The following is a 21,658-nucleotide window of genomic DNA, read 5'->3' on the forward strand; positions in this document are numbered from 1 at the left end:
CTTGTTTCTATGGTGTTAATACTACAGAGGGTCTGTGAAGAATTAGTGACAGCACCTTGCAGGTTTTGCGGTGAAATGTGAATTTTTGGCAAAAGAAAGCCGCCGGTTGGGGGCCGACGGCTAATTGGGGTAGGGATGGCAACGTGCTTTGGGGGAGCACGCTGCCGAATTTTTACTTTGGAGGAGTAAAAATGAAAAAGTAGGGTTTGGATAGGAACGAGTTGTTCGCTCGCTTCTATGTTGTTCATACTAATGGCCGAATGTGAAGAAAGTGTGACGTAAAAAGTAAGGAATATTTTGTTTTGTTCAATTTAAAAATTCATGGCGAAAAAAGCGCGCCGACGGAGTTAGAGGCAGCGTCGGCGCAGGGCGAAACAGGTTGGAGGCTTGTTTCGATACTGATTACTATAGCGGGCGAATGCGGCAAAATTGTGACCAAGTCTTAGCCTTTTTCCATTCGGTGCTGCGGTACAATAAAACTAATACGAAGAGATGAGGGGCTGGTTGCATGTATAAGATGATCGTGAGCGATTTGGACGAGAGCCTGCTGCGAGACGACGGGTCGGTGTCGCCAAAGGACATCGAGACGATTCACAAGCTGCGCGATGAAGGCGTCAAGTTTGTGCCCAACACCGGCCGCGGCTTCGCGTCCGTCCAGCCGTTGCTTGCGACCATCGGCACCAAGGACCTGGCTGGCCAGTACGTGATTTCATACAACGGCGGCGCGATTGTTGAAAACAAGGACAATCGTATCCTCGTGCAGCACACGCTGGATTTTGACATCGCCGACCAGATCTACCGCCTAGCGATGGCGGAAGGCGACTTGTGCGCGCATGTTTATACCTTCCATCACGTATACGTGGCAAACATCAACGAGCCGGAACGCGATTACCTTGAAAACCGTGGGGTCGACTTCCAGCAGTTTTCTGCGCCGGACCTCAGCCAGTTCAAGGACCAGGCGATCGCCAAGGTAATTTTCCAGCATCTCGACTTCGGTGTGCGCCGCCGCTTTTACGAAAAAGTCGAGGACAACATCAAGACGCCGCTGACCGTGACTTACTCGTCCAACCGCTACGTCGAATTCAACCCCGACGCGATCGACAAGGGCAAGGCCGCCATCGCGCTGGGCGAGCAGATCGGCATCAAAAAGGATGAGATCATCGCCCTGGGCGACAACTCCAACGACCTGAGCATGCTCCAGCAGGTCGGCCTGGGCGTTGCCGTATCCAACGGCATCCCGGCGGTCAAGCACGCGGCCGGGCTGGTGCTCGACGCCACCAACAACGATGACCCGGTGACGGAACTGTACGAGAAAGTCTTCAAGCAGGCCTAAGAAAAGACTGTTGATGGTGGTCATTTTCTCGTGATATAATTAAGCCAGCAAAAAGGACGCCGGGAAGGGCGCCCCTGCAGAACACCATTCTTTGGTGGCCGACATTTAACCAGTAGCCGCGTCAGACCCAGCTAAAAGTCAACGCGGCTATTAGTTTACGCTTTTTTTCGGCCGCGGCCGAAAGACTGTCTCAGCTTCTTCGCTGCGCGGTGAAGCCGCGTGAGCCACACGATTACTCGTGTCGCCCAGCGGAGCACCGGCAGCGCGTTATCGCTGAGCCAGTCGATGATCCACGCGAGCGCGTCGATCATGGGTAAACTTGTACCTCCTTTCTTGAGAATTTAAGGTTATGGGCCTCAATGGCCATAAGCCTCACCTTCTTTCGAATGCGAAGATACCACCGCAGTTTGGTTGTTCTGCGCTCATGATTATACGGGATAATTTGCTTACTGCTTAGAGCCGCAAGGGATTACAAATTTATTCATCTCGAACATTAATTCACTAATCGCGGGGAGCCTTTTCTCCAAAGGCTTGAGCCGGACCGCTCGCCGCTAGCCGTGCTATGCTGTCCGTAGAGCACTGCTGGCTAGCTTTTGGCCTAGACCACTACCGGCAACCGTGCTACACTGGTGAATGGAAGTAAACCTCTACATTAAACCTAAGGAGATCACGCAATGAGCTACTACATTCATGCTGCAAAGTTTTTCCTGAAGAACAACACCGAGATCGGCGGCTGGCTGGAAGTCACCGCTGACGGCAAGTTTGGCGAGTACATCCCGAGCTACGGCCACAAGCCGGCCGGTGAGATCAAGGATTACGGCGAGCAGTGGATCGCGCCAGGCCTGGTCGACACCCACATTCACGGCCTGCTGGGCCACGACGTCATGGACAACGACTGGGCGGGCCTCGAGGAAATGTCCGAGGGCCTGCTGCGCACCGGCGTTACCAGCTGGCTGCCGACGACCTTGACCGGCTCATTCGACCAGCTCAATGACGTCTGCAAGACCATCGGCGACCATGCCGGGGAGGAAAAAGGCGCCAAGATCAAGGGGATTCATTTTGAAGGGCCGTTCTTCACCGAGGAGCACAAGGGTGCGCAGAACCCGAAGTACTTCCGCGACCCGTCCATTGAGGAATACGACGAATGGCAAAAGAGTGCCAAGGGCCTGCTGCAAAAAATGTCCCTGGCCGCTGAGCGCGACAACGCCGTGCCGTTCATCCGCCACATGGCTGGCGACGACGGCAAAGTTGTTGCCTTGGGCCACAGCAGCGCGACCTTCGAACAGGCTAAGGCCTGCATTGAGGCCGGAGCAAGCATGTTCTGCCACACCTTCAACGCGATGAGCGGCTTGAGTCACCGCGCGCCTGGCATGGTCGGCGCCGCGATGTACCTGAAGAACGTCGACGACGAACTCATCGCCGACGGGCACCACGTCCGGCCTGAAGTCATTTCCGTGCTGGTCCGCGAAAAGACCGCCGAGCACATCGCGTTGGTCACCGACTGCATGTCCGCCGGCCTGCAGCCTGACGGGGACTACATGCTGGGCGAATTTCCGGTCGTTGTCGCCAATGGCACCGCGCGGCTGAAGGACGAGACCCACAACCTCGCGGGTTCCATCCTCCAGCTCAAGGACGCCATCAAGAACGTCGTTGACTGGAACGCCGCAACGCCGGAAGAGGCCATCAACATGGGGGCTTACGTCCCGGCCAAGTCCGCCAAAATTGACGCGACCTGCGGCAGTATCCTGCCGGGCCGCGACGCCGACTTCTTGGTTCTGAACCCAGACATGAGTTTGTCCGAAACCTACCTGAACGGGGAGTCCCGGTACCAAGCTTAAGCGAAATGTTTCATCAGGCCTCGCCACAATTGGCGGGGCTTTTTTTCGTAAATTGCTCGTTTTGGGAAGGACGGGGGAGTAGACTTAATCAATATTGGAGGCGTGAAGATGAGAAAAAAGGCATTCTGGCTCAGCTTGCTGATGGGGCTTGCGCTGGTTTTTGGACTGGGGCACCCAGTTCAGGCGGCGACGCTGACCGATAATCAGGTGCAGCAGACGCGGGAGTGGTACCGCGATCCGCAAGGCGTCGTTGGCCCACACACCCAGCAGGCGTTGTACAACGCGAACTACCGGGCTTTTCAGAAAATCAAAGGCAAGCCGCAAATCGCGGTCATCGTGACATCGGGCAAAGACCAAGACGAGCTGCAGGATTACGCCAACGAGCAATTTAAAAAATACGGCTTCGGCCATGCGGACTGGGACAACGGGCTGCTGCTAACGATCGAGCCCAAGGAGCATCACTACTGGCTTGAGGTCGGCTATGGTCTGGAGCCGGTCGTGCCTGATGGGTCCGCCGATGAAATCGTCACTGATGCAGTGAAAAATCAGCTGCGTGCTGACCAGTACGACCATGCCATCGCAGCCATCGTCAACAACACGGTTCGTCGGGTGCAGAAACATCAAAGCGCCATCTCCACGCCGGCGGACATCGGGCAGCGGCGAGCGCAAGAGCGGCAGCAAAATGCCATCACCGTCGGGCTGATCTTGCTGTTTATCCTAGTTGTCTTCTTGATGGCGGCAAGGTTCTTCGCTTTGCGGAATTGGATCGGGCGGACGCTGGCGAATAAGCCGGACACTTTTCCCATCTTGCAGGAGTTGCACGAGGCGGGCATCGTCATCGACCCGAAAAGCGTGCCCGGCGGCGGCTGGCAGCTATTCGACCGGCAGCTGGCGCTGAAAGTCGCATTCGCCAAACTGATTCGCTGGGAATACATCAAGTGGCTGGCGGCAGCACCACAGCTCGGGCCGCAGCCGTATTACTACTACGAGAAGAACGACGACCGCATGACTGACGACAAGTGGCCCGCGGCCGAACTGGCAGCGGCGCCGAGCCTCAATGCGGTCCTGACTGACGAGACTGAGCGGCCGGGCAGACACAAAGAGCTGACGACGATCAAGGCTCACACAGATGCTGAGCAGCGTAAAGTCGGCGCCTATCAGGAGCGGTTCGAAAGGTGGATCACGTCTAGCCACGCGAAGCCTGAAGAGGCGAGTTACGTGTGGCAGGAATTCTATGGTCACGTGACGCCTGAGGATGCGAAACTAGCGGACGATAAGTTGGCAAAGCTTTGGTCCGTGCTGTTGAAACACAAGCGCCATCCGGATCTTGACCAAAAAGGAGTGATTGGCATGCCCGTCTGGGTGGATGAGAATTATGTCCATTCAAGTTCGCCAAGTTCTAGTACCGGTGGCGGCAGCAGCTTCGGCAGTGGCGGGGGCGGCGGTGCCTCCGGTGGTGGTGGCTTTGGCGGCAGTTGGTAAGCAGATAGCAAGGACCTTTCTTAAGGGTCCTTTTTTTGTGCGCAATATCTATCATAATCACTTCCGATTGATTGTGTGTACAATACTTAATATCCACGGAAAGATTGGCTTGAATTGTCAGTAATTGAACATATTTTGTTTGTTTTCTCCCTTGCTTTTTGAAGATACTAGCAGTTACCCCCTTACTTCTTAAATATCAGTATTTTTCAAATCGGCAAATGGACAATATGGACAGCCCGAAACGGGCACTAATAGACAGGACGGTAAAAATTTTTCTATTCATGATTCCTAGCGCCACGTGGCTTGACAGATTAAAATCTATATTTCGAGGAAAGAATATACTATTTTGACCAACCAATTCCATCAGATTTGAGCTATTATAGTCTTGTACATGGACTATTACCGATATTTAGGTATTCTATCAAAGGAGTAATCGATTATGGGAGACAGACATCTAATGAAGCGGTTAGCTGCTGATTCGCGCGATGAGAAGCGGCATTACAAGCTGTATAAGTATGGGAAGCTATGGGCTGTCGCTGGTATTTCTGTCTTGTTTGCGGGCACGCTTTACGTGCAGCAGCCGGAAACGACACATGCGGCTGCCAGTGATGATAGTGATGCGACGACACAAAACGACGCTGACGCGACGATGGATATGAGTGCTACGGTTCGGCTGACACCGAGTGCCAGTGCTGTACAGAAATATTCTGCGGCAGGGACATCTAGTGCAGATGAGGCACCAAGCAAAGAGATTTCACAGCACGCGGCGTCTGGCCAATCGCCAATGTCCTCGACCCCCGCCAAAGCTTCGGTCGCCAATGCGGCAGCCCAATCACACGCTGAGGAGCCAAATGTCTCCGGGCAGACGTCAACAAAGCCTTCTCTAACTGTGACTTATGTAGATGACGAAGCAGATAATACTGATGATGCAACAGTTTATACGGATCACGTCACTGGTGCGCCGGGTCAATCTGGCACATACAGATTCAGCTTACCGGGATATGATTCTAATTATGTGGCGGCATCTGGTCAGCCCACGGATATATCTTATACTCTGCCTAGCGAGGGCACAGATAACATCACAATCCACCTAACGCATAGAATTGATGACGTACATACTGAAACATTTCGCCAAATCACGTACACATATCAGGAAAATGGCAAGCAAGCAAAAAATTCAAAACGACAAACTATTGAATGGACAGGAACAAAAGACGAAGTAACGGGGATAAGCACCTATACGCCATCGGCACCCGAATATGCCCCCGTACCGAGTGGCACGATAGACGGTTACACCGCGGATCAGGCAACAGTACCAGCTGAACCAGTACCGGCGACTGTGGAATTGTTGCCAGGCGAAGACTTTCCTCTAAATTCAGAAGGGCCTCAGGTCGTATTCAAAAAAAATAAGGCTGCGGCAACAGTCACCTACGTTGACGACGCTGAAGGTGGCATCAAAGTGGCCACCGATACGATCAACGGCCGCCTGGGTGACACGGGGACTTATGACGCGGCAAATTATGTAGCCAACGATTCAAAACTCACAGAATACACTTTTGGGAAAATCTCATCTGACCAGAAAAAGCCTATCGAGATTCAGCCCAGCAAGGTGCCATATACATTGACTGGTGATGATACAGATAACTTAGTCGTTCATCTGACGCATCGGATCGATCACATCTCTGGTGATACCGAGCGAGTGATCACGTACTCAGATGAAAAAGGTCATCAACTTAGCGCACCTGTGACCCAAAGAATTAAGTGGGAAGCCTCAAGAGACCGGGTCACCGGAACAGGCATCAACACGCCCAACCCGGTTGGGTATGCCGCGGTCTCCAGCCCACTGATCACCGGGTATTACGCTGACCAGCAAATCGTGCCTGCGGAAGCTGAGAATGCGAATACGCAGGGCGTGCCTGCGCTGCAGACGATCCCTGTGGTTTATCACACTAAGGCGGAAACAGCCAAGGTCCTCTACGTTGATGATACGGAAGGCGATACCGAGGCCGTCAAAATTGACACCATTTATGGGCACTACGGCGACAAGGATGAGTATCAAGTCCAAGTGCCAGCCAACTATGTTTTAGCAAAGGGGCAGTTGGCTAAGCTGCCATATACCCTAACCGACAGCGTGGATGATAACCTCATCGTTCACCTGACGCATAAGGTGACCGATACCAGTGTTGAGACGAAGAGAACGATTCATTATGTGTTTGAGAATGGGAAGCCAGCTGCGCCTGACAAAGTACAGACCATCGAATGGAACGTTTCAAGAGATTCGGTTACTGGTAAGAGCGTTGCAACCGCGCCAACAGCCTATTACGAGGTGATTTCTCCAAGCATTGCCGGCTATTCTGCAACTCAGACTGTTGTGAAACAGGAAACACCAACGCCGCTTTCAGATGCTTCACGGATCAAGGATGAAACGGTAACGGTTAAATACGTTGCCAACGCTGCTGAGCTACAGATCACGTACGTCGCGCGCGGGCAGTCTGGTCAGCCTGATGAGCTCATCAAAACGGATAGGATCACGGGCAAAGTCGGTGATTCAGGCGACTACACACCAGTTGTTCCAGAGGGTTACGAAGCGGCGAACTTCACGCCTGGAAAACCGATCAGCTACACTTTGACTCCATCAGCTCAAGGCATCACGCTTTATCTGACCCGAGTGCCCGACAACAGCACCCCGGGTGGGAACATTAACCCAGGAGGGAACACTAACCCAGGCGGCAACGGCAACCCAAGTGGTAACACTAACCCAGGTGGTAACACTAACCCAGGTGGGAACACTAACCCAGGTGGTAACACTAACCCAGGTGGTAACACTAACCCAGGTGGTAACACTAACCCAGGTGGGAACACTAACCCAGGTGGTAACACTAACCCAGGTGGGAACACTAACCCAGGTGGTAACACTAACCCAGGTGGAAACACTAACCCAGGCGGCAACAACAACCCAGGTGGAAACACTAACCCAGGCGGCAATACTAACCCAGGCGGCAACACCTCCACGACAGGTGGGCAGCCTGCAGGAAATAACCAGAACGCTGGAAATTCGGGTAACGGCGGCCAAACCACTAGCCAAACAACTTCCCGTCCCACTCTTCCAGACACTGACGGAACGACTTCGCAGCAGACGGCGAACGGTGGCGCTGTGACGGTTTCTGCCAAGAACCGGCCGACGCTTCCAGACACTAACGGCACGTCTTCACAGGCAGGAACGAATGCTGGATTCGTGAAAGCCTCTGCTAAGAAACGTCTGACGCTGCCAGAGACTGGCGAGACGGCTACAGTTGGTCTTGCGTTACTTGGTGTTTCGCTACTTGCCCTATTAGGGTTAGCCGAGCGCAAACGCCAGGGTCAGCGTTAAGTCATTAACGGATCGGAAAGGGCAGCTCCTCTTGAGGGGGCTGCTTTTTCTGCTCTTATTCGGTCCATAACAGGCTTGGTACTGCTTTGCTAAAAACAAACGATCCATGGATGATGTACATAACAGTCATGTCGCAAAGCGAGTGAGATTCCAACTCCAGGACTCGTTCCCCGTTTTGCCTCGCCAGCAAGATGGACAAAACTGGGGGCTCACTTTTTGTCAAAATGGTAAAAACTGAGGATGTGAAACTACCGGATGATCAGTTGGCAAAACCTGGTCCGCGCTGTTGAAATATAAGTGCCATCCGGAACTTGACCAAGAGGGGGTGATTGGCATGCCCGTCTGGGTAGATGAAGATTATGTCCACTCAAGTTCGTCAAGTTCTGACACCGATGGCGGTTTTGGTGATGGCTGGTAGTGCCGATTACCGGAATGTCTGATCTTTCTGCAATCCTGGTTGCTTTTACGATAAAAGGGAAATCTAGCCATACTTTAGCGCAGGATACAGAGCGCGAGGAGTATGGTTTTTGATTGCTCAATCTGGGGGTGGTCTGTTAATGACGGGAAAAGAGGGCTAAAATAGGGCCTATAGTAAGCACACATTAGGGACCGTTGCTGTCCAGGTGAACGTAGTGATAGGGACGGCAGCCTAAATTCGTGAGCGTAATGGATTGTTGAAATTTTTGGGTAATTAAGCACATCTGGGCTGGGTGACAAAGCTTGGACTGCAATAGGGGGTAGTCTCATGCAATTTGATAGAAAAAATTCGCGTTTATTCCATGACTCATTTGAGGAAAAAAGTCGGTATAAGTTATATAAAAGCGGTAAGCTTTGGCTTACCGCCAGCATGTCTGTGCTCGTGGCGGGAATGGTTCTGACTAGCAAGACGCAAGTGCAGGCAGCTACGGCAACTGGTGAGCCCGACGTTGCTGGCCCAACAGGGGAATCGATTGCTGGTGCTAAGACTGTTACTTTAGCCTCTAGCCAACCAGGTAAAGCCATGGCGAATGTGGCTCAACCTGCTGCGGCGACACTCCAGGCTACGGCCTTCACGGGGACTGCCGCGACAGTGGAGGGTCAGACTGATAGTGGTTCGGGCCGCTATCAAGTGACTTTGGCCGCAGGGCTGCAAGCGCCCAACTGGGCCGCTGCGGATTTTGAGCAGACTAAGACTTCTGGCACTGACGACGAGTCAGTCGTGACTTTGTCGGCTGCAGGGCTTGCAAAGCTGCAGGCAGCCAATCCGTCGTATACGTTTAGTGCCGCCAATATTAAGCCAGGTGAGCTGGCTGGCGCACCCGCTGCGGTCGACGCGTCGGCTGCCAAGTCAGGCGCAGCCTCGGCTCATTTTGATGTGCCTTCTTCAGTTGATCAGAACCAGGCCTCAACGCAACGCACAAGTATTGACGCGGCTGCTGCGATCGCAGAGGCTAAACAATTGAGCCAAGGGGCACAGAAGACTGTGGCCCAGCTTGACACATACGTGACCCAGGACAACGAACTGGCGAGTCAAAGTGCCTCGGACAATATTCCGCATAATGATGCGCTGACTGCCCTGCAGACCCATGTTGGTGATGAAAATGATCAAGTTTTGGCGCTTACCGCTAATGTGTCTGATGATGTCAGCGAGGACCCAGCCGCGACTTTGAGTCAATTGACGCAAGCGGCGCAGATTTTGAACACGATGAATGAGGAGCTGACCCAGGCCGCATCAATGTTAGATACGGATAGAAACGGTGCCCCAAGTGAAGCCGCAAGTGCTGCTCAGACGGCCTTAGATGCGCTCACCCTACCAGCTGGCACAAGCGGTAAAGTTAACACTTACGGGGACTTAATTCTCAACGCGGCCAGTCCGGCTGATTACCAAGCTGCCGTCGATGTCGTGAAGGGTTCCGGCGAGTTGAAGAGCTTCCGGCAGGTTGTCGATCCTGATACAGACGCCCTGACTGACGCGGCAGGCACTGTGTTTGGAGATATTGGTCAGACACACAATCTGGTTGTTTCTGTGGATGCCAACACCGGAGATAAGATCACCGTTAGCATTCCGAAGGCCTTTCTTTCCCAGAGTGATTCCGTGATGAACGTCTCACCGACTACTTTGTTTAATGCGGGTTATGCCACTGACGCAGCGGGCGTAAACCGATTGATCAATGGACTAAATACATTTACGTACACTGCAGATACCGCTGGCACGCACCAATTTAATATCACGATTACCCTCGGTCGTCCATATGGTAAGGACTCTGATACCAAGTATGCCTATCCTCAGGACACGCAGCTACCAATCACCCTGAGGCACGGTCAGACGGTCAAGACGTTGACTTACACGCTGGATAATGGGTTTAGTCTGCAATCCCCAAGACTAAATCTTCATTCAGGTTATGCCACTTCGGCATCCAATGTTTCGATTGACAGCCTCGTGACGAATCAGGTGTATGAATTTACAATAACTTCGAATGGACAAGGGGACCCCTTAGAATTAAAAACAACTGTTAGTGTCCCAGAGGGTTTTGTAGTTGATGCGGTGACAAGTGATTTTGGTGATTTGGCCGAGACTTCAACAAACGGTGCGACATATACTTTCTCACAACCTGGAGGTGCTGGTACACCTGTAGTCGTCAGCACAGACCACACGTACAATCCCAGTACTCTCAGTGCATTCAATTTGTTGGGTCATTATACCAAGGTGCCCGTGGACAACAGCTTTACTGTGACCCAGGTCCTAGGAAGCACGACGGTGACAGCTAAGCAGAGCTTCCCACTGGTTAAAGATGACACCTCAGCAAACGTTAAGGTCGCGCTTGAACACGGAACGGACTCTTTGTTTTCAAGCCCAAACATCCAAAATAACGAAGTAGTCAAAGTTGATCCAAGCGGCAACGTATTGACTAGTCCTCAGAACTTTCTGGATGTGCCTGTTAACTCAGGAGATCAACTCACTAATAACTCCAATATTGCGTTGACTAACTTCGCCGCTTCTTTCGCCATTGAACCTGGGACGATTATTAACGACGATTCGAGTACCAGTGGTTTGGGCAAACTGTTTGCCAACGTTTCCTCGTTGACCCATTTTCAGCTAATTGTGACGCACAGTAACGGTCAACAAGAAACGTTTTCTAATCTGGATAGTACGGGCCAACTAAGTAGTCAGGTAAATGGCAAGCTTACTGGTGCGTTTGACGATGTGACTAACATCACGCTAAAGGCCGACCGTCTGTTACCTGGTGAAAGTGTGCAGCTATATTACCGCGATTACAGTCTGATCAAGACCGACAAAGCAGTCGGCGATGTCGCCCATTACCCAATTTCGGTGACGAGTGAACAGTTGACTCAGAACTTTGTCAATGATCGGCAGATTATTGCGCCAGTAAATATTAATTATTCTGTTAGTCAGTCATTCACCGCATTAGTACAGATGGCCCCTAACGACCTCGGTGTGCTTCGTCCAGGTGATGTTGTCATCCTTGGGGATACCTTGATTCCAACGCCTGAGACCGCTAGTGGGGTTTACGGTGATTCATATTTCATTGTTCCAACGGGATTTAGCGTCGTTAGTGCAACAGCCAAGATTGGAAATCTGACCGGCAAAGTTGATGATCTAGGAAACATTGGCCCTGGCGGTGCGGATGTTCTCAAGTTTAGTCTTGCTCAGCTTGCGGGTCAGGCGTCTGGCCGGGCAAATATTTCTGTGCAAGTACAAGTCAATGACAACACTCTACCAGGCACGTACACGATTAACGATGCCTTCGGCGGGGTTTTTGTGAACGAGTACATTCCTGCTTATGGTGCGGCAACACCCGTGAATACCATGACGATTGCTGGTCAGCCAGTTAAGTACATTACTGACAACAATAGGACATTCAAATATTCATTCCTTGTCCCTCTATTCTTGGGTAGTGAAAATGGCATTGATGACCCTGCCACGAGTAGTGTGGCTTATCTGACCTATTCGGATGCGAAGCCCGATGCCACCACAGCGCATCTCTCTCGGGGCGCAACGCCAAGCGAAGAGGATGATACAAACGCTGCGAACATCCAACTGGCCTCCGTCAATACAACAACGAATAGTGCCCCTTGGAGCGATAATCTGATTAATCTGCCTACAGTCCAAGATGGGGATCATTTCACAATCGTTTTGACTGGTCCGGGCACGCTGAGCCCGAATTCTCCAGCTGGTTCGAAGCTGCTGTATTCTTCTAAAAAGGTGACCCCTGATCCGGATGGCTCAATCGACCTAAGTTCCTTTAGCGACGTCGTTAGCGAGGACAAATGGGACACCGTTAAGACGGTTGTGCTACAAACCGGGAAACTGTCTCAAAATGATGTGGCTTCTGCAATTCTGCCTGTGAAGGTGCCGTCGATTAACACGGTTATACCGGGTAAAATTGCAAATCTGACGACCACCTTCGTCAGTCCCAAGGCCAATGGCGAGACCTTCATGGCGACGCAGCCGCTGGCGGTTGAGGTTAATCAGGATACTGCGGTGACGACAGAGTATGTGGCAGCCAATCCTGATGGCTCTGCAAGCACGCATCCAATCGCACCCCCAGTCACTCGGGTTTATAAGGCTGGCGATAACTATGAGACAACACCTTTGGCAACAGTGCCAGCAGGCTATGACGGCAGTCAGGTCAATCAGCCGGCAAACGCTCAGGGCATAATTGCAAAGAATCAGAACGCGATTACGGTTACCTATATTTATCCACTGGCGACATTCAAGGCTAGCGTAAACTATGTTGACGATAACAACGATGAGGCCATCGTCAAAACAGATCACCTCACTGGCAAGCTTGGGGCCGTCAACAACTACAGTTTGGTGAAAGCTGCTAACGAGGGCGGGCTTACCGCGCTTGGCTATGTCATCGGCAAGGACGACCTGCCAGCCGGTGACTTGATTGTCTTTAACCAGTCAGCAAGTGGTGACCAGACTTATACGGTTCATTTGAGTCATAAAATGGTCACGGTGACGCCAAGTGCGCCAGGGAATCCTGGCCAACCGATTGACCCTGCCAATCCAGGAGTGCTGTGGCCAGCGGGGTCTGATAAGCAGTCCCTCCAGAAGACGATTACCGAATCGATTCATTACAGTGATGACAAAGCAGACCCCCAAGCCCCTGACCACATTGGTACCGTGGTCTTCGACCGCAACGGGACGGTCGACGCGGTCACCGGCAAAGTGACCTATGACGCTTGGACTGCTCAAAATGGTGATACGACCTTTGATGCGGTCCGCAATCCTGTGGTCTCAGGAATGGTCACTCAGACCAACGGAGTCGGCCCAGTTGGGGATGTCACCGTTGAAGCCGGGAACCTCGATCACACAGTCGTGTATCAAACGCTAGGGGCATGGGTGTCGAATCTACCAGATGTCTCAGCAATCACCTATCCTAATGATCCTACCGACCCGACTCGGACAGCCGCTGCCACGGATGCGAAGTACCCAACAATTCCGTACAAGGCTGGTTACACTGCAAAAGACGCTCAAGGAAACGCGTTGAAGCCAGCAGACCCCCAGCACCCGGAAAAAGGCTATATTCCGCCAGCAGTCCCGAGTGATCTGACTGCGAACACGCCAATCACCTATGCGAAGAATAAGTCGATGATTAATATTGTCTATTTGGACAATACGACCCACCAGTGGCTTGCGACTGATCATGAGAATGGCGCGTATGGTAATTCGAGTGCTTATCATACCAGTACCCGGATTAAGCAGTTTGAAGCGGCAGGTTATCAGCTTGTCGACGACGGTTATCCAGCCGGGGTCGTCTTTGGTGACCACGCGCAAACCTACGTGGTCCACCTGAAGCACGGGACGATAACGGTCACGCCGAACCATCCTGGCGAGCCAGGAAAGCCAGTCGATCCAAAGAATCCAGCGGGCGTGAAGTGGCCCGCTGGTACCGATAAGTCCGCGCTGGAAAAAGTTGTGACCGAAACGATTCACTACGTTGATCAAACCGGTAAGACGCTCGCACCGGATCACCTCGATCGGGTCATCTTTAGCCGGGAGGCGGTTGTGGATGAGGTGCTCGGCTCAGTGCGCTACAGCCCATGGACGGCGGAGAATGACGACACCACTTTTGATGCTGTCAAGAATCCGCTCGTCTCCGGGTACAAAGCTGACTACGCGGGTGTCGGGGCGGTTGGTGACATCACTGCTCAAGCGGCGAACATTGTGCACACAGTTGTTTACACTGCCATCGAGGATGGCGATAACCCCGGCACCCCAGGTGGCAATAATCCAGGGAACCCGGGGGATAACACCCCCGGCACTCCAGACGGCAATAACTCAGGAAATCCAGGGGATAACAACCCCGCCACACCAGACGGCAATAACCCAGGAAATCCAGGTGACAATAACCCCGGCACGCCAGACGACAATAACTCAGTAAATCCAGGGGAAGACAACTCGGACACCACGACTGATAACAATCCAGGTAATCCAGAAGGCAATAACCCGGATGCTCCAGGCGGTGATAACGCCGGCGCTACCCCCGGACGGGCAGGGCTACCAGAAACTGGCAGTTCGACAGGAACAACGCCATCTCGTGCAGCTAACCTGAACAACCGTCGAGACCAACGACAGGCTGGCGACTTGAAGCAGTCTGAGGAGAAGCGGTTACCAAGTACTGGTGATGTTCAGAGCCAATGGCTGGTATCGGTAGGTTTGAGCTTAGCAGCCCTACTTGGATTGGCATCTCTCGATGTGCGTCGGCGTAAGCAAGACTAGATCAGCAATTTGAGGAAGCTAGCGAGTAATTGCCGGCTTCTTTTTTAGTTGCGTCAATAAAAAAATCAACGTTCACGTTTGCTGCATAGATTTGCGACTATTCGCTGTCTTTCTGATAAGAGCTAACTGACTAGGGCTCAAGCCGAGTCGGACCCGTCACTGGCGAGCATAGCTGACCGTTTCTGACGGCGCTTTTCAGCCCATAGCCAAATGTACAAAACTGGGTTCTCCACGGTTTTTGTCAAAATAGCAAAAATTGCGGAGAATGTCATCCCATGTTCCTCGGTAGTATATAAGCATAGGAGCAAGGAGGGATGGCCGATGCGAGTTAAAGATCTGACAGGAGAAAAGTTTGGCCGGCTGACCGTACTCATGCGAGTCGGGACAGCCAAAAACGGGAACGCGGTATGGGAATGCCGTTGTGCCTGTGGTCATACGGTCTCAGTTGATGGGTATCGACTGCGGTCAGGTCAAGTCCGCAGCTGCGGATGCTTGCGTCGGGATGTTGCACGCGAGCGTGCGGCGCTGAATCCAGCCTTTAAGGCTCACCAGCATGCGCATGGGCGCGATTTGACCAATGGGGAAGGCATTTCGCTGAACTCGTTAGTCAAAAGCAAGCGTAATAAGTCTGGTGTTGTGGGTGTCTCTTACAATCCTTCCAACGACCGTTGGTTTGCTCGGCTGCGGTATCGGGGCCGGTACGTGCTGCTCAAGTCGTGCCAGACGTTTGACGAAGCCGTGGCCCTGCGTAAGGCTGCAGAATACCAGTATCTGGGCAAACCGACAGAAGAGTTGGCAGAAAGCGTTCGGTGACACACTCCGGGGAGGGAGTGCGGCGCTGGCCGCTTTTTTTGTCGGTTCACCAAAAAGGCGGCAAATCGCGAAAATGCGATTTGCCGCCTTGCTTGTGCTAACTGTGAATACCGAAGTTGATAACGCCAGAAAGGCTCTCCCAGTATGCGGCTAGCATCGCCGCGCCGGCAGCCAGATCTGGGGCTCCACCGCCATTGCCATGATGTTGTTGCAAGCTCATGGAAAATGGGGTGTAAACCATCTGGCGGTTTAAGCGTTCACCCTGAAACATCGCCACTATCTGGGCCTGGGGCGCGGTCTGAGCGCTGCGATCAGCCTTGGCAGCGTCACTGGCCTTGTGGGCGGTCAGCGCTGGAAGCAGGGCCTGATATTCACTTGGCAGGGGCGTGGTCAGCGTGGCCTCCTCTGCGCGCTCAACGGTAATGATGAGCGTTTGGTTCGTGGCAGGAAACGCGGTCAGATCGGTTGCAGGGTTGATCAGCACGGCATAGCCGGCCACCACCAGGGACTGGGTGAGCTCATGAAAATTAAAGGTAATCGGGTCTCCAGGCACGCCTGTGACCATGGCGGTTTGCAGTGGTTCGCCAGTGTCGGTATCGACCACGATCACAGTTAGGCGGGTCGTCCTGCGGGCCGGCACTGCCTGCTTGCGACCAGCGCGAGCTGCCGGTGCCGTTTGGGTGACCTCAGACTCCGGCGCTAGTAGTGCGGCGGCGTGAGCCGTGCTTGGTTCAGGTAACGCAGTGGGCTTGGCCGTTTGCGTGGTTGGGTGCTGATGCTGCGCGGCTTCACTCGCTGCGATGCTCTGAGCAATTGAGTTGGCCTCGGCAATGGCGGCACTCTCCGCAGCCTCACTGGCTGCCTTACTCTGAGCGATGGAGTTAGCCGCGGAGATTGCAGCACTTTGCGCGGCCTCACTGGCTGCTTTGCTTTGGGCAATCGAGTTAGCCGCGGAGATTGCAGCACTTTGCTCGGCCTCACTGGCAGCCTTGCTTTGGGCAATCGAGTTAGCCTCGGAAATAGCGGCACTTTGCGCGGCTTCGCTGGCTGCCTTGCTTTCAGCGATGGAGTTAGCCTCGGAGATGGCGGCACTCTCCGCAGCCTCACTTGCTGCCTTGCTCTGGGCAATGGAGTTGGCCTCGGAAATTGCGGCACTCTCTGCGGCTTCGCTGGCTGCCTTGCTTTGGGCAATGGAGTTGGCTTCGGAAATTGCGGCACTCTCTGCGGCTTCACTGGCTGCCTTACTTTGGGCAATCGAGTTAGCCTCGGAAATAGCGGCACTTTGCGCGGCTTCACTGGCTGCCTTGCTCTGAGCGATGGAGTTAGCTTCGGAGATTGCAGCACTTTGCGCGGCCTCACTGGCTGCCTTACTTTGGGCGATGGAGTTAGCTTCGGAAATGGCGGCACTCTCCGCAGCTTCGCTGGCTGCCTTACTTTGGGCAATCGAGTTAGCCTCGGAAATAGCGGCACTTTGCGCGGCTTCGCTCGCCGCCTTGCTTTGGGCGATAGAGTTGGCCTCGGAGATCGCAGCACTTTCAGCGGCTTCACTCGCCGCTTTGCTGGCCGCAATACTTTGCGCTGCCGATGCGGCACTAGACCCGGCCTCACTGGCGGCACTTGAGGCGCCTAAGTCGGCGTTGCTGCTTGGCTGCTGGCGTGTCACTTGAATCGCTTTGGTCAGCATGCGCGTTGTCAGGGCAAAGGTGATCTGGCTGCTTTGGCCTTGCGCCAGGACGTAACCCTTAGGCGGCTGGGCGACGTAAGTCCCAGTCGCCTTCAAGCCAACCTGTTGGTGCACGGTGGCAATGACCTGGCTGCCTGCGATGTAGTTGTAAGTCAGCACGGCGGTGTCCTTGCTTGCCGGGTTGACGGCCAGGCTCCCCTGGATGCTGGCAGGGACGACATAATTGGCCTTACCAGTGGCGGCCGCGATGGCTGCGGTCAGCTTTGCCTGCCCCTGCGCCGTCAAATTGGCGGTGTAGACGCCAGCAACGGTGTCGTCATCGACCACACTGAAATCGCCAGCAGCCAGTGTGACGGTTGCAAGCGTCTGGTTAGTGTCGGGCGTCTTGGCGGTGAGCTCGCTGCCGATGAAGTGCTGAGAGGCCGGCGTGCCATCGACCGTGCTGGACAGCACGCTCCAGGTCGTGTGAACCGGAGCCGAGGCGGTGGTTGAAGCCGTGACTGGCGTCGTTGGCAGGGCCGCTGGCGCCACCAGCGCGGCGCCGGTCAGTGCGGCAGCGCCCAGCAGGAGAGTTCCGATTTTATTCACGTTGTGAGGTGATTTCGGCATCACTATCGTCCTTTCCTTTCAGCGCAAAGGGGTCACTCACGGTTTGCGGGACCACTGACTGAATTTTGGCCTGTTTGACCCGCACCGTCAAGTCCGCCAGCTCCCGCCAGTCTGCAGGGGAAGGCGGGTTGGCCCAAGTGACCTGGGGCACACTCAGGCTAGGGTCTGCAAAGTCCGAGAGATAGACGTCAGTGTGCTTAGACAGCTGGTGCTCGACCACGATGAACGCGTTATCGAAGCTCGACAGCGTGCGCGAGATGTAGTCGGTGTAAATTGGCCCTTGGGCAAAATCGACGCAGACGTAAACTTTATCGCGCAGCGCTTCAGTCGGCACGTAGTTGATCAGCGTGAACATGTAGGAAAAGTACAGGTTGACCGCCATCGTCCGGTTCAGCACCGGATCGCCGCGCTTGGCCAGCTGGCTGATGAACGTCAGGATCAGCTCATCAAAGCCAGGGTAAAGATTGGCAAAAAAGCTGATCTGCTGGTCGTCGATGAAGGTCGTCGGCGCCAGGTAGAACGTGACCATTTGCACGTGCAGCCCGAATAGCGCCTGCCGCAGCGCGCTCAGATCCGTATTGCCCGGGTCCTCCAGAATGTGCTGGGACTGAACGAGCATCAGGAATTCGTCGGTCATTCGCCCGGCCTTAGGCAGGCGCGCGGCCGAGATCAGGTCGGTTTCCATCGCCGGTGGCAGGTAATGCCAAATGGCCAGAAACGCGTACAGGTAATCGAGCTCGGCTGGAGTGACGCCGAACTGCTTGGGTAAAATTTTGTGGATTCCGTCGAGACAGCCATTGGCGCCGGGCAACTCGAGCGTACTCGGCAGCACTTTCTCAATGTGCTGGCCGTTCATCATGCGCAGTAGCCAGATCTTGAGGAAAAAGCGCAGCTTGGTTGCTTGTGTCGGCAGCAGAGCCACGTTCAGTTGGGCCTCCAGCGTGCGGATCAGCGCTTCAACGGTTTCGTCCAGTTCGCTGAAGGGGCTGGCGATGCCATTGTAGGCGACAAAGTAAAACTGGAAGAGGGCCAGCCGGGTCGCAAACTCCGTGTCCTCCGGCGCGTGCGGCGAGAGAAAATCATCCGCCAGCGCGGTTTTCAGTTGCGCCGCCGCCTCGTAGAACTTGGCGTTAGAGATGAAGTGCTCCTGCATGTATTTACTTTTAGGGGTGCGATTGGAGAAGAAAAACTGATACTCGAACACCGTGAACTCGTAGCTGCGCTTCAGGTACATCACGCGCAGCTTCTGCAGGATCACCTTCGTGAGATGATGCGCGCGCCAGTAGCCTTTTTCCAGGTCGTCGAGGTAGCTTGGGGTCTTGGTGGACACCGCCACCAGGTCGGCGTTCAGGGTGTCGAAGACCTTGTTTAACTTGTACTTGGTCAGGCCAAACTGATCTTGGAGCATGGTTTCTGAAAGCGTCTGGTTTGCGGCGTTGCTGATGGTCTGCAGAATCTGGTAACGCGCTTGGTCTTCCGCGTTGAACAGCGCTGACTCGTTCATGGTGGCACCCCCTCTCGAATTTATCCCCCATATAATAAATATTATACTGCATTTTGAAAGCTGTTAGAGATGAAAAAAAGCCCCGGCTGGGCGGCCGAGGCGTGCGCCGTGGGTCACACTGTGACTTCGTGGTGCATTTTCTTTTCCAAAAAGGCGAGGAGCTTGGTCAGGCTGTAGGTCATGATGAAGTACAGGACCATCGCGATGGCGATTGGTAAAACGCCGCGGTAAGTGTCGGCCTGCACGATGCGCATCTGGTAGATGAGATCGGCCACGCCGATGATCGAGACGATCGAAGTTTCCTTGATCAGCGAGATGAACTCGTTGCCGAGCGCCGGCCAGATGTCGGTGAGGGCCTGCGGAAACACGACGTAACGCATGGTGTCGCGCTGGCTGAGCCCCAGACTGCGCGCCGCCTCGGTTTGCCCCTTGGCGATGGCCTGGATGCCCCCGCGGAAGACTTCGGAGACGTAGGCCGCCGAGTTCAGCCCGACCGCCAGCGTGCCGGCGACCACCGCCGAGACGTTGTAGAACGTCCCGATGCCGAAGTAGATAAACATGACCTGGACCATCAGCGGCGTGCCGCGGACAAAGGTGACGTACGCGTTGGCCAGCTGCTTCAGCCAGGTGATATGCCCCAGCCGGACGAAGGCGAGACCGGAACCCAGCAGGACCCCGATAATCACGGCGACCAGCGAGATGCCGACGGTGTACTCAACGCCCTTGGCGAAGTAGGTCCAGTAGTGCCACATGGTGTGGGTCTTGGCGCCGGTCGAAATGTACTTGGACGCCTCGGGCAGGAACTGCTTGTTGATCTGGTCCTTCTTATGAATTTTGGCAATGCTTTTGTTGATGGCGGCCTGCAAGGCATACGAGCCCTTCGGCAGCGCAATGGCGTTGCCGGATTCGGCGCCGGACACCGTGAACTTGCCATCGATGGCCGCGAGCGTCGGGTCGGAATTGGCGTATGCCACCGCGGAGGCAGAGTCCTTCACGATGCCATCGATTTTGTGCGCCTTGAGCGCAAGCACCAGGTCGGATGCGTTTTGCATGCCGACGACCTTAGCACCGGGCATCTGCTGCTTGACCAGGTTGTAGGCGATGCTGCCGACCACCGCGCCGACTTTCTTATCATTAAAGGACTTGCGGTCCGAGTACAGGCCCTTGTCGGTTTTGAGAATGATGATGTCCTGCTTGGACGTGTAGTACGTGTTGGAAAAGTCCACGTGCTGCTTGCGCTCGGCGGTCGGGGAGAAGCCGGACAGGATCATGTCGACTTTGCCGGTTTCCAGCGCGACCAGCAGCGAATCGAAGTCCATGCGCTTGACCACCAGCTTCACGCCGAGGTCCTTGGCAATTTGCTTGCCGATCTCGATGTCCATGCCGACCACCTGCTCCTTACCGTTCACATTGGTCGTGAACTCGTAAGGCGGGTAATTCGGCGAGTTGCCCATCACCAAGGTGCCTTTTTGCTGGATGCGAGCCAGGGAGTCGTCGGTGGCCGCGTGGACCGGCTGCGGTTGGGCGATAGCGGCCAGGAGCCAGACCAAGAGGCCGAACAAAAGCGGGTAAAGCCATGTGTGCTTATGCATGTTTATATTTCCTCCAAGTAAATATTGAGATAAGCATACATCCGAATAAATAAACATGCAAAAAAAATTCGGTTCAATCCTTCATCAACCCTTTGCGAAGTATGCACTCAGGAGACAACGTGAGCTGCACCGCAGAGGGTTTACAAGAAGATAACGACGAACTAATTTGAGACAACTGAGTTCACAATACAATTCGCAGCTTGATCTAGTGCACGAGTCTTGCTTCTAAATGACAAGGCAACAATTATTCATCGGCCCGCGGTGGCAGTTGAAGCTAAATCTAGCAGCCGGCAGGCCCCTAAGGGCTCCATTGGATCTGCCGTTATATATCGGCTGTTTTTAATTGAAAATAAGAGTCGTCTGAATGAACATATATTTCATATATCTAGTATTGATATAAATTAGATTATTAAAACCATAGGAAGCATCTAACTGCAACCCATTTCTTTCCTACCATGTATTGACTGGAAAAGTTATTGTTTGCCGCGTGACCACCTTCTTTGGAAACGCAAAACCCGTTATCCTAAGCAAAAAGAATTCGCGATAATAAATATAATAGAATAACATAGACCATTCTTAAAGTGCGCCTATCTCTAATCACTATTGTGACCTGTATACCGGCACAATTGGGGCAGACCAAATCACTCGGTGACTGGCTGCCTGGCATAATCCTTGATAAGTTAAGGACTTACATCAAAATTGC

General features: G+C 53.7%; 10 protein-coding genes. 6 read left to right on the top strand and 4 right to left on the bottom strand.

The window, feature by feature from the left end; genetic code table 11:
- Positions 1–508 precede the first annotated feature (508 nt).
- Positions 509–1,333 carry a Cof-type HAD-IIB family hydrolase gene (locus EKM86_RS03910; protein ID WP_125755255.1) on the top strand — a complete coding sequence of 275 codons (825 nt, stop codon included), beginning with the start codon at positions 509–511 and terminating at the stop codon, positions 1,331–1,333.
- A 155-nt stretch (positions 1,334–1,488) separates the two neighbouring features.
- Here EKM86_RS03910 and EKM86_RS12350 read toward each other — a convergent pair whose 3' ends face one another.
- Positions 1,489–1,644 (bottom strand): hypothetical protein, encoded by a 156-nt coding sequence (locus tag EKM86_RS12350; RefSeq protein WP_164506162.1) that lies wholly within the window; start codon positions 1,642–1,644, stop codon positions 1,489–1,491.
- Positions 1,645–2,007: 363 nt separating this feature from the next.
- Between EKM86_RS12350 and nagA the strand changes: the two genes are divergently transcribed.
- The 5 genes from nagA (at position 2,008) to EKM86_RS03935 (ending at position 15,566) form a co-directional block, all read left to right on the top strand.
- Positions 2,008–3,171 carry an N-acetylglucosamine-6-phosphate deacetylase gene (gene nagA, locus EKM86_RS03915; RefSeq protein WP_125755257.1) on the top strand — a complete coding sequence of 388 codons (1,164 nt, stop codon included), beginning with the start codon at positions 2,008–2,010 and terminating at the stop codon, positions 3,169–3,171.
- 108 nt (positions 3,172–3,279) lie between these two features.
- Positions 3,280–4,653 carry a TPM domain-containing protein gene (locus EKM86_RS03920; RefSeq protein ID WP_125755259.1) on the top strand — a complete coding sequence of 458 codons (1,374 nt, stop codon included), beginning with the start codon at positions 3,280–3,282 and terminating at the stop codon, positions 4,651–4,653.
- 439 nt (positions 4,654–5,092) lie between these two features.
- Complete coding sequence (locus EKM86_RS03925) at positions 5,093–8,023, top strand: mucin-binding protein (protein WP_125755262.1); 2,931 nt, start codon at positions 5,093–5,095, stop codon at positions 8,021–8,023.
- Between the two features lie 745 nt (positions 8,024–8,768).
- A complete protein-coding gene (locus EKM86_RS03930; RefSeq protein ID WP_125755277.1) occupies positions 8,769–14,753 on the top strand; it encodes a mucin-binding protein in 5,985 nt (1,994 codons plus the stop codon).
- Between the two features lie 321 nt (positions 14,754–15,074).
- On the top strand, positions 15,075–15,566 hold the full coding sequence (locus EKM86_RS03935; protein ID WP_125755264.1) for an AP2 domain-containing protein: 492 nt from the start codon (positions 15,075–15,077) through the stop codon (positions 15,564–15,566).
- Positions 15,567–15,663: 97 nt separating this feature from the next.
- On the opposite strand, the gene EKM86_RS03940 is transcribed toward EKM86_RS03935, so the two are convergent.
- The 3 genes from EKM86_RS03940 to EKM86_RS03950 form a co-directional block, all read right to left on the bottom strand.
- Complete coding sequence (locus EKM86_RS03940; protein ID WP_164506163.1) at positions 15,664–17,859, bottom strand: MBG domain-containing protein; 2,196 nt, start codon at positions 17,857–17,859, stop codon at positions 15,664–15,666.
- Entirely contained in the window at positions 17,831–19,363 is a 1,533-nt protein-coding gene (locus EKM86_RS03945) for a hypothetical protein (protein ID WP_125755268.1), read from the bottom strand. Before EKM86_RS03945 ends, EKM86_RS03940 begins: the two co-directional genes overlap by 29 nt.
- A 113-nt stretch (positions 19,364–19,476) precedes the next feature.
- A complete protein-coding gene (locus EKM86_RS03950; RefSeq protein WP_125755270.1) occupies positions 19,477–20,955 on the bottom strand; it encodes an ABC transporter substrate-binding protein/permease in 1,479 nt (492 codons plus the stop codon).
- Positions 20,956–21,658 lie beyond the last annotated feature (703 nt).

The sequence above is a fragment of the Lacticaseibacillus hegangensis genome, assembly GCF_003946465.1.
Lineage (GTDB): Bacteria > Bacillota > Bacilli > Lactobacillales > Lactobacillaceae > Lacticaseibacillus > Lacticaseibacillus hegangensis.